Raw genomic sequence first — 13,448 nt, 5'->3', positions numbered from 1 at the left:
CCCGCAAGCCGGGGCACTCCCCGATGTCAGGCGCACGACACCCTAACAGCATGTGCGACCGGTCGGACGCCTCAGCCGCGGGCGTTCTCCGGCACCGTGATCTGCCGCTCGCCCCAGCCCATCCGGGTCGTGGCCGAATAGTCGACCGTCGCACCCGCGTCGAGCCCCGCCTCGCGGGCGCTGGCGGAGGGTTCGGTCAGGACGAGCAGCTCGCAGAGCAGTTCGCCGGTGGACGGGTCGACGACGACCCGCTGTTCCACGCTCCCCAGCGGTGTCGCGTGGGTGCCGGGGAAGGCGACGCCGACACCCTCGCGCCCCAGCGGATCGGTGACCTGTCCCAGCCCCCGGACGCCGGGCTGTTCCGCGATCACCCGGTACGCGGCGGCCCGGACGGCGGGCTTCACCGGCATGGTGATGAGGTCGGCGGCCTGGCGCAGCACATAGGCCGTACGGTCGGTGATCTCGGCGCCGCCGCCCTCCGCCACGTACAGGCGCTCCAGCTCGCGACGCAACTCGGCGGTTCCGGAGGGGAGTGCGAGCAGATCCCGGTAGGAGACGTTCCGGGGCCCGACGGCGTAGATCTTGCCGCCGGCGTCCGTCCGCATGACCAGCGGTGACCGGGGGCCCATGCTGTACCCGAGTTTGCCGCCCTGCTCGTTGCCGGGGACCTCGGCCTCCAGGTTCGCGGGGGAACCGGCGGCCTTCCAGCGGGCCTCGTCCGCCGCGGTCCGGGGGGCGGTCTCGGCGTCCAGGCCCGTGACCATCAGGCTCCGGGTCCCCGGGCGCACGCCCACCGACCACTGGGAGGTGCCCGTGTCGCGCACGGCGAAGGGCTCGCTGCCGCCTCCGGCCGCGCGGACGACGTTCACGTTCTCCGAGCGGGTGGTGGTCTGCCAGTACGTCCCCTCATCGGCCGCCGCCCCGGCCTTCTTCGCCGCGCTGAGCAGTTCGAGGCGGACGTCGGCCGTGAACGTGTCCGGCCCGGCGGCGGCCGGGGACCCCGCGGGTGCGCCGGGGCGTACGCCCAGCGGATCCCGGTCGAGCGTGCTCACGACCACCGCGGCCGCGGTGACGGCGGCGAGCGCGACGGCGGCTCCGAGCGGCCGCATCCCGCCCCGGAGGAACCCCGGAGCCCGCAGGCGCGCCGGGCGCTCGTCCGCCGCCTCGGCCATGGCCATGATCCGGGCCAGGTCTTCCCGCTGGCGCGCGGAGCCCGCGAGCCGGGCCGGGTCCAGTTCGTCGGGCCGGGCGTCCGCGAGCACGGTCATCACGTCGGTCCGGCCGTGGTTCTTGTCCCTGCGAGTGTTCACGTGAGTGCTCCCTTTCGGTCGGGGCGGCGCGGGCTGCGGTCGAGGGGTGCGGGTGCCGTCTCCGGCACGGGTGGCGTGTCCGCCTGCCGCGCCGGCTCCGCCAGGGCCTTCTCCAGGCGGCGGCGGGCCCGGTGCAACCGGACGGTCAGCGTCGCGGTGGTGCAACCGAGCACCCGTGCGGCCTCCTTGACGCTCAGCCCGTGCCAGGCGATGAGCGTCAGCAGCTCCCGGTCGGCGTCGGACAGACTCGCGAGCGCCTGCAGCGCGGCGGCCCGGTCGGTCACGTCCGCCGCGACATCCCCGACGTCGGCGTGGGCGCCCCGGCCGATACGCCGGGCCTCCTCGGCGGCGAGGGTGTACTGATGGCTGTCCCTCCGCCGCAGCTCACGCACCAGGTTGCGCGCGACGCCGAGCAGCCACGGCAGCGCGGGGTCGGGCATGTCCCGCACCCGCCGCCACGCCACGGTGAACGTCTCGCTGGTGATGTCCTCCCCCACCTGCCGCCCCACGAGGCTGGTGGCATAGGCGAGGACGCGCGGACAGCACTCCTCGTAGATCTCCCTGAACCGTTGCGCATCCGTCACGCGCCGCCCCTTCATCTCGGCTGTCTCACCGAGAAGTGCGCGCGGGGGCCCACTTCTTACAGGGGAGGGGGGAACTCATACACCTCCGGCTAACCGAAGGCCCCGCCCTTGGCCCCGCCCAGGAAGGCGCACCAGCTGTCGGGGCCGAGGTGGAGGAGGGGGCCGTGGGGGGTCTTGCTGTCGCGGACGGCTCGACCGCCGGTGGAAAGGGGGGCGACTTCGACGCACTGGGTTTCGTTGACCGAGTACGACGACTTCCAGAACGGGCCTACGACCTCGGGCACGATGCGTCTTCCTCGCTGCTTCGAATTGCGCTCCGGATAAGTCTCGCACTGACATCCGGTGCCAGCGCCGCCGATCGTAGTTCGTCGTATGCGTTGGCGTAAGCCGCCAGGTCCTCGGGAGCCTCAAGGACCGACATGCCCCGCAGGTTCTCCAGAGCCACGGCTTCGACAGTCGGCTCGGATTCGAAGCTGAAGGACTGGAAAGCCGAGGTCACGCCCACCAACGGGCCAGCGCTGAACGGCAGGATCTGCACGGTGACGTTCTGCCGCTCGCCGGCCTCCAGGATCGCGGCCAGCTGCTCACGGTGGACCTCGGCGCTGATCAGCGGGTGCCTGACGACCGCCTCCCAGAGGATGACGGTATACATCGCCCCGCCCTCTGCGATCTTCGCTTGCCGGGTGTCCCTCACCTTCACCAGCTGAGCGATGCGTTCTGGGGCCACGTAGTGAGGCGTCGCGGCGATAACGGCCTCCACGTAAGCGGGAGTCTGCAAAAGCCCCGGCACCACGACGGGCTGCCACTCCCGGATGTACGTCGCGTCGTCCTCCAACGCGATGTAGTCGAGGTAGTCCGGGCGCAGGTGCTCCGCGTGTTCGAGCCACCAGCCTCGATGCTTGGACCGCTTCGCCAAGTCCTCCAGCCTGGCGAGGACTTCGGCGTCGTCCACGCCGTACGCGCCCAACAGCACACGGATCTCGACGATGCGCGCGTTCACATGCCCGCTCTCCATGCGGCTGATCCGGGTCTGGTGCACCCCGAGTACATCCGCCGCCTGCGGCTGATCGAGCTTGGCGGCCTGTCGATACCTCTTGAGCGCGGCACCAAGTCGCCTACTGCGCACGGTCGGCCGTCCCCCTGCGGGCATTGCTTCCCCTCTCCGGCGAGGTCTCAGGAACACCACTCTAGGACGGCATTGATGCACAGCAACGCAATTTTCAGCATGCATGCTGAACATCAGGTTGCTGTTCAGCACCCTTCACCTCTAGCCTCGATGTGAGCGCGCAACTACACAGCGCTACTTGACGACACGTCAGGGGGTCCCTTCGCCATGCCCGAACTCACCGCCCGCACCCTCACCCACCCACGCCGCGACTCCTTCCGCATCCCCAAGCGCAGACGACACGTCCCCGAAGCCCGCGCAGCGATCCGGCGCATCCTCAAGGACTGGGGCGTCGACGCCGAACTCGCCGACGACATCGCCACCGTGGCCACCGAACTGGTCACCAACGCCGTACGGCACTGCCGCGTCGCCCTCGCCGAGGTCGAGGTGGTCGTGTCGATCCGGGGCTGCGGGCTGCTCCTGGAGGTGTCGGACCCGGACAGGGACCGGCTACCCGCGCCGCGTACCGGCAGTGACGGCGGACTGGGGCTGCTCCTCGTGGACGCGCTCTCCGAGAAATGGGGCCACGACGTACGGCCGTTCACCAAGTGCGTGTGGGCCTACTTCGTGATGCCGGGGCGGTCGCGGTGAACGCCGCGCTCGACCCGTACCGCGCCCGGTGGCGCCGCTGGGCCACCCGCGCGGCGCGCCACCGGGCCACACATGGCCGGTGGTTGCCGCCACTCCCCCGCGAACCCTGCTGGGAACCCTCGCCCGTTCGGGTCACCACACCCGCCGAGCACCCGACGCGGGACCTCGTACGGCCATACGTGGCGGCCTACTTGGGAGAGAGGCCGCCGAAATGGGCCTGACCGAATCCCATGAGCCGGACCCGGTCAGCGCCACCTTCCACACCTGGCTCGACCACGTCCTCGCCTGCGTCCGATGCCGCCGCACCCCGGCACGCCACTGCTACGACTCGGCAGGTCTGGGCGACCGGCACCGCACCGCCGCCAGAGCCGTCCGCCCAGGCGACCGGGAGAGGCAGTGACGCCTTCCATGAGCCAGGTAACGGAACGGCTCACTCATCGATCGGCGCTGCCAGGCGGGACGACCCACTCGGTGGGCTGGCCGGTCAGGGAGGCGATCATGTCGAAGTCACCGTCGTAGTGGAGGACCGTGCGCCGGTTCAGTTCCGCCGTGGCGGCGATCAGCAGGTCGGGCAGGGACAGAGCGCGGTGGAAGCCGGCGTTGAGCGCGTGGCGCTGGATCTCAAGGGCACGGGTGAAGGTGTCATCGTCCGTGTGGAGGTAGTCGAAGGCGTGCAGCCAGGTGCTGATCCGCGTCGCCTCCGAACTGTCCCGCGCGGAGTGGACCATCTCGAACTCCGTGGGTCGGCACACGGCGAGCAGGTAGCGCTCGTGCAGCGGCCTGAGCACCTCCCGGACGCTCGGCTTCGCCCAGCGAGCGAGGGCCGACTTGTCGACCACATAGCGGTCCTGCATCAGGCGGCCCGGCCTCCGCCACTTCCGCCGTCGCGGTCACCGTGACGCTTGAGGGAACCGTCCGCGTTGCGCGGGCCGGTGTTCTCGACGATCTCGCTGAAGTCGAACTCACCGGCCTCTATGGCGTCGAAGCCCTCCTGCCGCAGATGCCTCTTGACGGCGTCCTCCATCGCGAGGCGGACCGCCTTGGCCTTCGTACGGGTCCCGAAGATGCGCATGGCCTCGGCGACCATGTCCTCATCGAGGTCGATGACGGTTCGGGCCATGAGACAGTCCTTTCCCGGGCTCCCACGCTCTCCCGAAAACGATATCACCACTCGGGACCAACCGATATCGTTTCGCTGGGCGGCCTACGACGTCCGCGCCGTCCCCGTCCCCTTCTCCGCGTCCAGGGCGTACACGCACCGGTCCTTGCTGCACGCGTACACGACGCCGTCCTTCACCACCGGTGAGCCGGTGATCTCGCCGCCGGTGGCCAGCTTCCAGCGGAGGCGGCCGTCGTCGGCCCTGAGGGTGTACAGCAGGTGGTCCGTCGAGCCGAAGTGGATACGGCCCTCCGCCACGGACGGGGAGCCGACGATCTCGCCGCCCGCCTGGAAGCGCCACTTGGGCGTGCCCGTGACCGCGTCGAGGGTGTAGAGGCCCTTGCCGCTGCCGACATGGACGTGCCCGGCGGCGACCAGCACCGGTTCCAGGGAGGCGCGGGACTCCGTCGCGATGCGCCAGCGGTCGCGGCCGTCGGTCGCGTCGAGGGCGTAGACCGTGCCGAGGTAGTCGGCGAGGTAGACGCCGCCGCCCGTGACCGCCGGGCCCGGCGCGAACGTGGGCGCGGACAGGAAGACCGCCGGTGCCTCGAAGTGCCAGCGGACATGACCGCCCGCGATGTCGACGGCGAGGACCCGGCTCCCGGCGGAGATGTAGACATAGCCGTCCGAGGCCGGGGTCAGGCGTACGGGGACGCCGCCGCAGGACGCCGCGTCGCCGATGGGGTACGACCAGCGCTCCTCACCCGTACGGGCCTCCAGCGCGCGCAGCCGGGCGTCCTTCCAGACGTAGACCGTGCCGTCCTGGACGACCGGCCCGGCCTCCGGGGACTCGAAGTCGGTCTGGGCGCCGGTCAGTTCCCACAGCTTCTGCCCGTTGGACGCCTCCCAGCCCTGGACGCCGCCGCCCCGGGTCGCGGTGACGACCGTGCCCCGGTCGGCCTTCAGGGAGTACACCCAGGCCTCCGTGGACAGCCGCCACAGGTCCGCGCCCTCGCGGGCGTCGAGCGCGAAGAGGGTCGGGCCGTCGGAGGCGTGGATACGGCCGTCCGCGACCGCCATCGACCAGGCGACGTCGCGGGTCTTGAAGCGGCGCCGACCGGTGGCCACGTCCAGGGCGTGCACCTCGAAGGAGGTGACGTAGACGAGGTCGCCGGCGACGGAGGGGGTGCCCCAGACGTCGTTCGACATGCGGAAACGCCAGGGGCGCCAGCCGGAGGCCGCCGGTTCGGGGGCGGGCGGGGCGGGCGCGGGGTCGGCGCCGTTCACACCGGCGCGCGGCCGGGACCAGGACGCGGCGAGGCCCGCCTCCGGAGGGGGCGCCTTCACGGCGGCGGCGCGGGCGTCGGCGACGCGCGGACCGGGCCCGATGGGCACCTGGCCGCCGGCGAGCCGCACCGGCCCGGTGTCGGGGGCGCCGAGGCCGACGGGCGCGGGGTCGTACGACGGCGGCGGCGGGGGTACGGGCGCGGGGCGGGCTCCGCCGCCGCTGCGGCCGGTGGAGGCCTGCTGTTTGGGTGCCGGACGGCCGCCGCGGCGGGTCTCGATGAGACTGACCGCCTTCTCCGGCAGCCACGCCGACGCCGTACCGCTGTCGTCCGAGCCGGAGCCGAAGAGATGGGGTGCCAGCTGGGCCTGGAGGTCGGCGGGGCCCGGGCGCGCGGTCGGGTCCATCTGCATACAGGACTCGATGAGCGGGCGCAGGTCCTCCGGGAGGCCGGAGAGGTCCGGTCCCTCTCTCAGCAGCATGAAGACGGTCTCGACGGGGTTGGCCCCGTGGAACGGCGCGTGACCGGTGGCGGCGAACACGAGCATCGAGCCGAGCGAGAAGACATCGCTCGCGCCGGTCACGCTGCGCGAGTCCTTCGCCTGCTCGGGCGACATGTACGCGGGCGTACCGACGGCGACGTTCGTCATCGTCAAACGCGTGTTCGATACACCGGAGGCGATACCGAAGTCGATCACGCGCGGCCCGTCCTCGACGACGAGCACGTTGGACGGCTTCAGGTCGCGGTGGACCAGCCCGGCACCGTGGATGGACTGCAGGGCCTCGGCCACGCCCGCGGCGAACCAGCGGACGGCCTGGACCGGCATCGGTCCGCAGTCGTTCACTATCTCTTCGAGGGAGGGCGCGGGGACGTACGCGGTCGCCAGCCACGGCACGGCGGCACGGGGGTCGGCGTCGACCACCGCGGCCGTGTAGAAGCCGGACACCGCGCGGGCCGCCTCGACCTCGCGGGTGAAACGGACCCGGAAGAGCTGGTCCTCCGCCAGTTCCGTCCGCACGGTCTTGATCGCCACCCGCCGGCCCGACGCGGAGCGCGCCAGATAGACCAGCCCCATGCCGCCGGCCCCCAGCCGTCCCAGCACCTCGAACGGCCCGATCCGCCGCGGATCGTGCTGCGTCAGCTGATCCACCACTTGCCCTGCCACCTCCCCGTACGGACCGCGTCGTCCTCGTAGTTGTACGCGACCCCGTGCAGCGTCTCACCACCGCACCGCCATGGCGGTGCGCACCCCGATTCTTCCTGTACCGGGGGCAGGTTGCGAACCCGGGGGCGGATCGGGGTGTCTCAGGACAAAAGCACGTTGTCCGCCTCTCGGGAAGCGGGAGCCCGGATGGTGGGACAGCGCGGCGGGCCGTGTACCACCGGCGCACAACCCCGTACGTCCGCCCGCGCGACGCCTCGGTCACTCCCCCGTCACGCCCCCCGGGAGAGGGCGACCGGCCCGACGGCCTCCCCCGCCCCTCCCACCGTCTTCCCGCTGGTCAGCCGTCGTCCTCCGGACCGCGCGACGCGTGTTCACCGTCCGCCGGGGGCGCTTCCTCGCCCTCCTCGTCCCCCTGCTGGCGCAGTTCGTCCGGACGCTGTTCGGCCTGATCCGTCTCCTGCGACGCCTCCCGCCAGCCGTTTCCGTCCCTCCGTTGGAGCAGCGCGAACGACGCGCCTTGATTGTCCGTGACGACCGCCACATTTCCGTACGAGGTGTCGAACGGCGGCACCTGCACCCGGCCGCCCAGCCGGCTGACGGTCCCGAGCGCGGCCTCGCAGTCGTCCGTCCCGAAGTGGACCAGGAAGTGCGGCGGCATCTCCGCCGGGAAGACGTCCGTGAGCGTGGCCCGGCCGAAGTCCGGGGCCGCGTCCGGGCCGAAGAGCGCGTCGTGGAAGAGGTGCGCGTAGAAGGAGTTGGCCGCCTGGGTGTCCCGTGTGTACAGCTCGGCCCAGGCGAACGTGCCGGGCTCGTGCCGCCTCCCGAACCCGTGGTGCGCACCGGCCTGCCAGAGAGCGAACACGGCGTTCTCGGGGTCGGTGGCCAGCGCGGTCGTGCCGAGCGTGCCGACCTGGGTCGGCGGGGTGATCACCTGGCCGCCGGCCGCGGTGATCCGGGCGGTGAGCGCGAACGCGTCCGGGGTCGCGAAGTGCACGGTCCACACGGTGGGGAGGCGGCCGTCGGGCTTGGGGGCGAGCGCGGCGACGGGGGCGCCGTCGGTGTACGCCCACACCTCGTGCGCGCCGTCGCCGGGCGCCACCTTGAAGTTCCACCCGAAGAGTTCCCCGTAGAACCGCTTCCCCGCCTCCACGTCCGGCAGCTGGGCATCCACCCAGCAGGGGACGCCCTCGGGGTACACGGCACCCCCCGCCCCGGCATCCACTCCCGTCTCATCGGCCATAGGGCCAAGCTAAGGGCGACCTCTCGGATGCGCGCGTCGGGAGGGGGTCCGGGGGCGCGGGGGAGCTCGGGGAGTGCGGGTTCTTCGGCGTCTGCGGCCCGGTGGGGCTTCTCGCGCAGTTCCCCGCGCCCCTTAAAAGACCAGGCCCCACCGGACCCGCACCCGACAACGCACCCACCCGGAGACCACCACCGGGGCGCAAGAAACCCGCCACGGCACCCGGTGATCCCCACACGAACCCCTTGGTGAAGCCCGCACTCCCCATTTGCAGTCGGCCGAATCGCGCTCAGATCACCCCTCGGTAAGCTGACGGCATGACAGGACAAGTGCGTACCGTCGACGGCCGCGTGGCCGGCCGACGAGGGCAGGCGACCCGGCAGAAGCTGCTCGACTGCCTCAGCGAGATGCTCAGCTCGTCGCCCTACCGGGACGTCAAAGTCATTGATGTCGCCCGGAAGGCGGGCACTTCACCCGCGACCTTCTACCAGTACTTCCCGGACGTCGAGGGCGCCGTCCTGGAGATCGCCGAGCAAATGGCCGCCGAGGGCGCCACCTTGACGAGCCTCCTCGAAGGCCGCTCCTGGGTCGGCAAGGCCGGCTGGCAGACCGCCCAGGAACTCGTCGACGGCTTCCTGGAGTTCTGGCGCAGGAACGACGCGATCCTCCGCGTCGTCGACCTGGGCGCCGCCGAGGGCGACAAACGCTTCTACAAGATCCGTATGAAGATCCTGAACTCGGTCACCAACTCCCTCTCGGAGACGGTCGCCGAGCTGCAGGCCAAGGGCCGCGTCGACAAGGACGTCAACCCGGCGGCCCTCGCCGGTTCCCTCGTCGCGATGCTCGCCTCGGTCTCCGGACACCAGAAGGGTTTCCAGACCTGGGGCGTCAAGCAGGCCGAACTGAAGCCGAACCTGGCCCTGTTGGTCCACCTGGGCATCACCGGCAAGAAACCGACGAAGTAACGCAGGAGCACCCGGGCACGGCCCCGGACGCGATTCCTGTCACGCAGACGGCACCCTCGACCGAGGCGTGCCGCCTGCCGCGTTCAGGGGACTTGAGGGCCGGGGGGCCATCTGGGCCCGGGGGCGCCCTCAGCGCCGTACGATCCGGAACACCCGTATCTCCCGGTCCACCCGGGCCTGATACGTCGAGTACGGCGGCCAGAAACTCAGCAACTCCCGCCACGCGGCGTCCCGTTCCGGACCCGCCAGCAGATGCGCGGTGACGGGGATGTCCTGCCCCTTCCAGTTGATCTCGGCGTCGGGGTGGGCCAGCAGATTGGCGCTCCAGGCCGGATGACCGGGACGGCCGAAGTTCGACCCGACGAGCACCCAACTGCCCTTGCCCTCCTCGGGCATACAGGCCAGCGGAGTCCGCCGGGGCACCCCGCTCCGCGCCCCCGTCGCCGTCAGGACCACCCCGGGCAGCAGCTGCGCGCTGAGCAGCACCCGCCCCCGGGTGACCCGGTGCACGGCCCGGTCCAGCGCGGGGATCACATGCGGTGCGACCCGGGCGAACACCGGAGCCGACGACACCTTCTGCACCACCCGCACACCCGCACGCTTCACTCCGTCCCTCATTCCCACCGCACTCCTCATCGCACTCCGCGAAGCCATCAGCCCCGCACCTCCGCGCGTACGTCCCGCGCACGGGCCGTGGGGCCCCCTGCCGTGAAGACCCCCGCCATGTCGGCCGCCCGCCCCCGCAGCCGGTGCACCGGCCCGAAGAGCGCCTCGTCCCCGGCCGCCCGCTTGAAGTACAGCTGCGCCTCGTGCTCCCAGGTGAAACCGATCCCCCCGTGCAGCTGGATCGCCTCCCCGGCGGCCACCCGCAGGGCCTCCAGCGCCTGGGCCAGCGCCAGCCCGCCGACCCGTTCACCGCCGCCCCCGCCCCCTCCGGCGGCGGAGGCTGCCGCCCAGGCCGCGTAGTACGCCGCCGACCGGGCCGCCCGCACCCCCACGTACACATCCGCGAGCCGGTGCTTCACCGCCTGGAACGAGCCGATCGGCCGTCCGAACTGCTCCCGCTGCCGCGCGTACGCGACCGTCCGCTCCACCGCCCGGTCGGCCGCGCCCACGGCCTCGGCGGCGAGCACGGCGGCGGCCGGGTCCCCGACCCGGGCCAGGGCGCCCGGCACGTCCGCCTCGTCGTCGGCGCCCAGCAGCTCCCCGTCCACGTCCCGGAGCCGCAGCAGAGCCACCGGCCGCGTCTCGTCGATGGAGGTCTGCCGGGTCCGTACGAGCCCGGGGCCGGCGCCCCCGTCGCCCCGCACCAGGAACAGCAGCGTCCGCGAGCGGGCGTATCCGCCGGCGTGCGCGGCCACCAGCAGCAGCCCCGCGCTGTGGCCGTCGAGGACCTGCGCGGCCTCCCCGTAGAGCCGCCACCCGTCCCCGGCGCGCCGTGCCTGCACGCCCCCGGCGCGGCCACCACCGGCCCACGCGCCCCTGTTGTCGCCGGTCAGCGCCAGGGCGGTGGCGAGGGCGGACCCCGGTACGGCGAGGGCCGCGGTGAGGCGGCCCGAGGCGAGGCGGGGCAGCAGGTCGGCGCGCTGCCGTTCGGTGCCGAGGGCGAGGATCAGGGGGGCGACGAGGACGGCGGTGGCCAGCAGGGGGGAGGGGGTGAGCGCCCGTCCCGACTCCTCCCCCGCCAGGGCGAGTTCGGTCACCGAGCAACCGACACCGCCGTACGCCTCGGGGAGCGCGAGCCCCGGCAGCCCGAGCTGTTCGGCGAGGGCGGCCCAGAGCCCGCTGTCGTACCCCTCCCCGGTCCGCACGGCGGCCCTGACGTCCTCCGGGCCACAGCGTTTGATCAGCAACTCCCGTACCGTGCGCCGGATTTCCTCCTGCTCGGCGGTGAAGCGGGCATCCATGACCGGTCCCCCTTCTGCTCCCCCAGCTATACAGTCCCGACGATCTGACGGTCCGTCATATTAGGCAAGAAGGCGCCGGAAGCACAGGGTTGCCGGTACGCGTATCTGATGTACCGTCAGTTTCATGACTGGAGGCCGGAAGGTCGCGATCGTCGGGGCGGCACTCTCCGACTGCGGCCGGTTGGACGACGCGACGCCGCACTCGACCCCGTACGCGCTCCACGCGCAGGCCGCCCGCCGGGCGCTCGCCGACGCCGGGCTGGAGCGCACGGCGATCGACGGCCTGGCCTCGGCCGGTCTGGGCACGCTGGCGCCGGTGGAGGTGGCGGAGTACCTGGGCCTGCGGCCCACCTGGGTGGACTCCACGTCCGTCGGGGGCGCGACCTGGGAGGTCATGGCGGCGCACGCGGCGGACGCGATCGCCGCCGGGCACGCGAACGTCGTCCTCCTCGTCTACGGCTCCACGGCCCGCGCGGACATCAGGGCGGGCCGCCGCACCGGCAACCTCTCCTTCGGGGCTCGCGGCCCCCTGCAGTACGAGGTCCCCTACGGGCACACCCTGATCTCCAAGTACGCCATGGCCGCGCGCCGCCATATGCACGAGTACGGCACGACCCTGGAGCAGCTGGCCTCGGTGGCCGTACAGGCGCGGGCGAACGCGGCGGCGAACCCGGAGGCGATGTTCCGCACCCCGATCACCGTCGACGACGTGCTCTCCTCCCCGCCCATCGCGGACCCGTTCACCAAGCTGCACTGCTGCATCCGCTCCGACGGGGGCGCGGCGGTCCTGCTGGCGGCGGAGGAGTACGTACGGGACTGCCGGCCGGCGGCCCCCGTCTGGATCCTCGGCACGGGTGAGTACGTCTCCCACACGACCATGTCCGAGTGGGACGACTTCACGGTCTCCCCGGCGGCGGTCAGCGGGCGGCTGGCCTTCGAGCGCGCCGGGGTCGCCCCGGCCGAGATCGACTTCGCGGAGATCTACGACGCCTTCACCTACATGACCCTGGTGACCCTGGAGGACCTCGGGTTCTGCGCCAAGGGCGAGGGCGGCGCCTTCGTCGAGAAGAACCGCCTGACCCTCACCGGCGACCTCCCCGTCAACACCGACGGCGGCGGCCTCTCCGCCCAGCACCCCGGTATGCGCGGCCTGTTCCTCCTCGTCGAAGCCGTACGCCAGCTGCGCGGCGAGGCCGGCGACCACCAGATCCACACCGCCGACGGCCACCCGCCCCGTCTGTCCGTCGCCTCGGGCACGGGCGGCTGGTTCTGCTCGTCGGGGACGGTGGTGCTGGGGCGGGGGTGAGATGCGCCCGTCCGGCAACCCGTTCGGGTGAATCCGGGCTGGTCAGAGCATCTGGATTAATGCTTGCATTAATTTCCTGCACATGCTCAATGGGAAGTGATTCTCGTCGCGGAAGTGGCGACATGGTTCGGCGATCTGGTCAAGGCCGACGATGGCAGCGCGGATCAGGTGGAGGACGCCATCGATGCTCTCGCCCTGTGCGGCCCCGCACTCGGCCGCCCGCTCGTTGACCGGATCAAGGGCGCGGAACAGCATCACCTCAAGGAGCTGAGGCCCGGCTCGTCCGGCAGGACCGAGATCCGGATCCTGTTCGCCTTCGACCCTGTGCGCCGTGCCGTTCTGCTGGTCGCCGGGGACAAGGCCGGAAACTGGAGCGGCTGGTACGACACCAACATCCCGGTCGCCGAGAAGCGGTATCACGAGCACATCGCCGAACTGACTACGAGGGAGTACGAATGAGCACCGTTCGCTGGGAGGAAGTCAAGCGCCGTGCCGACGAGCAACGGCGAGCCGCCGGGCTCCCGGTGCGGTCCGCCGAGCAGAAGCGGGCGGACATGGACCAGCTCCTCGCCGAGATCCGCGCCTACAAACTCGCCGAAGTCCGACGGGAGCAAGATCTCACGCAGCGGGACGTCGCCGACTCCATGGGGGTCTCGGCTCCCCGGGTCTCCGCGATCGAGAACGGCGAGATCGACCGCACCGAGGTGGCGACCCTGCGGGCCTACATCCGCGCGCTGGGCGGGGAACTGCGGGTGATCGCGGATTTCGGGGACGCCGCGTACACCGTCGGCTGAGGCCCGAGAGGTGGGTCTCGTCCGATCCGGGGTCGGTGT

Annotated in this window: 16 protein-coding genes; 6 read left to right on the top strand and 10 right to left on the bottom strand. The window is 71.9% G+C overall.

The genetic code is table 11. From position 1 onward, the window contains the following. Nucleotides 1–71: 71 nt before the first annotated feature. From J8M51_RS42145 to J8M51_RS42130, 4 genes are all read right to left on the bottom strand, one after another. On the bottom strand, nt 72–1,310 hold the full coding sequence (locus J8M51_RS42145) for a CU044_5270 family protein (RefSeq protein ID WP_267300007.1): 1,239 nt from the start codon (nt 1,308–1,310) through the stop codon (nt 72–74). Then, nucleotides 1,307–1,894 (bottom strand): RNA polymerase sigma factor, encoded by a 588-nt coding sequence (locus J8M51_RS42140; RefSeq protein WP_267300006.1) that lies wholly within the window; start codon nt 1,892–1,894, stop codon nt 1,307–1,309. The genes J8M51_RS42145 and J8M51_RS42140 overlap by 4 nt, the downstream gene beginning before the upstream one ends. A gap of 89 nt (nt 1,895–1,983) precedes the next feature. Then, complete coding sequence (locus tag J8M51_RS42135) at nt 1,984–2,178, bottom strand: DUF397 domain-containing protein (protein ID WP_267300005.1); 195 nt, start codon at nt 2,176–2,178, stop codon at nt 1,984–1,986. After that, a complete protein-coding gene (locus J8M51_RS42130) occupies nt 2,163–3,044 on the bottom strand; it encodes a helix-turn-helix domain-containing protein (RefSeq protein ID WP_086758055.1) in 882 nt (293 codons plus the stop codon). The genes J8M51_RS42135 and J8M51_RS42130 overlap by 16 nt, the downstream gene beginning before the upstream one ends. Before the next feature lie 183 nt (nt 3,045–3,227). Here J8M51_RS42130 and J8M51_RS42125 point away from each other — a divergent pair, with 183 nt between their 5' ends. Together J8M51_RS42125 and J8M51_RS42120 are read left to right on the top strand one after the other, a co-directional pair. Further along, nucleotides 3,228–3,650 (top strand): ATP-binding protein, encoded by a 423-nt coding sequence (locus tag J8M51_RS42125; RefSeq protein ID WP_086758053.1) that lies wholly within the window; start codon nt 3,228–3,230, stop codon nt 3,648–3,650. Nucleotides 3,651–3,861: 211 nt separating this feature from the next. Continuing rightward, complete coding sequence (locus J8M51_RS42120) at nt 3,862–4,050, top strand: hypothetical protein (RefSeq protein WP_086758051.1); 189 nt, start codon at nt 3,862–3,864, stop codon at nt 4,048–4,050. Between the two features lie 34 nt (nt 4,051–4,084). On the opposite strand, the gene J8M51_RS42115 is transcribed toward J8M51_RS42120, so the two are convergent. The 4 genes from J8M51_RS42115 to J8M51_RS42100 form a co-directional block, all read right to left on the bottom strand. Next, entirely contained in the window at nt 4,085–4,504 is a 420-nt protein-coding gene (locus J8M51_RS42115; protein WP_086758050.1) for a PIN domain nuclease, read from the bottom strand. Then, nucleotides 4,504–4,770, bottom strand: coding sequence for a type II toxin-antitoxin system VapB family antitoxin (locus J8M51_RS42110; protein ID WP_086758048.1), 267 nt, complete (start codon nt 4,768–4,770; stop codon nt 4,504–4,506). Before J8M51_RS42110 ends, J8M51_RS42115 begins: the two co-directional genes overlap by 1 nt. An 84-nt stretch (nt 4,771–4,854) precedes the next feature. Then, nucleotides 4,855–7,188 (bottom strand): outer membrane protein assembly factor BamB family protein, encoded by a 2,334-nt coding sequence (locus tag J8M51_RS42105; protein WP_267300004.1) that lies wholly within the window; start codon nt 7,186–7,188, stop codon nt 4,855–4,857. Between the two features lie 349 nt (nt 7,189–7,537). Beyond that, entirely contained in the window at nt 7,538–8,440 is a 903-nt protein-coding gene (locus J8M51_RS42100; protein ID WP_267300003.1) for a VOC family protein, read from the bottom strand. Nucleotides 8,441–8,754: 314 nt separating this feature from the next. On the opposite strand from J8M51_RS42100, the gene J8M51_RS42095 reads away from it, so the two are divergent. Continuing rightward, nucleotides 8,755–9,402, top strand: a complete 648-nt coding sequence (locus J8M51_RS42095) for a TetR family transcriptional regulator (RefSeq protein WP_086764877.1) — start codon at nt 8,755–8,757, stop codon at nt 9,400–9,402. Between the two features lie 129 nt (nt 9,403–9,531). Here J8M51_RS42095 and J8M51_RS42090 read toward each other — a convergent pair whose 3' ends face one another. Further along, nucleotides 9,532–10,020: a nitroreductase/quinone reductase family protein gene (locus tag J8M51_RS42090; RefSeq protein ID WP_086764880.1), complete on the bottom strand. Its 489-nt coding sequence runs from the start codon at nt 10,018–10,020 to the stop codon at nt 9,532–9,534. Between the two features lie 35 nt (nt 10,021–10,055). Further along, nucleotides 10,056–11,309, bottom strand: a complete 1,254-nt coding sequence (locus tag J8M51_RS42085) for an acyl-CoA dehydrogenase family protein (protein WP_267300002.1) — start codon at nt 11,307–11,309, stop codon at nt 10,056–10,058. Between the two features lie 124 nt (nt 11,310–11,433). Between J8M51_RS42085 and J8M51_RS42080 the strand changes: the two genes are divergently transcribed. The 3 genes from J8M51_RS42080 to J8M51_RS42070 all read left to right on the top strand — a co-directional run bounded on the left by J8M51_RS42080 (nt 11,434) and on the right by J8M51_RS42070 (nt 13,409). Next, nucleotides 11,434–12,615: a thiolase C-terminal domain-containing protein gene (locus J8M51_RS42080; protein ID WP_267300001.1), complete on the top strand. Its 1,182-nt coding sequence runs from the start codon at nt 11,434–11,436 to the stop codon at nt 12,613–12,615. A gap of 114 nt (nt 12,616–12,729) precedes the next feature. Further along, a complete protein-coding gene (locus J8M51_RS42075) occupies nt 12,730–13,074 on the top strand; it encodes a type II toxin-antitoxin system RelE/ParE family toxin (RefSeq protein WP_256966072.1) in 345 nt (114 codons plus the stop codon). Next, a complete protein-coding gene (locus J8M51_RS42070) occupies nt 13,071–13,409 on the top strand; it encodes an XRE family transcriptional regulator (RefSeq protein ID WP_086761457.1) in 339 nt (112 codons plus the stop codon). The genes J8M51_RS42075 and J8M51_RS42070 overlap by 4 nt, the downstream gene beginning before the upstream one ends. Nucleotides 13,410–13,448 lie beyond the last annotated feature (39 nt).

This window comes from Streptomyces griseiscabiei (assembly GCF_020010925.1).
GTDB classification, from domain to species: Bacteria; Actinomycetota; Actinomycetes; order Streptomycetales; family Streptomycetaceae; genus Streptomyces; species Streptomyces griseiscabiei.
This window is presented reverse-complemented; position numbering and strand designations above follow the sequence as displayed.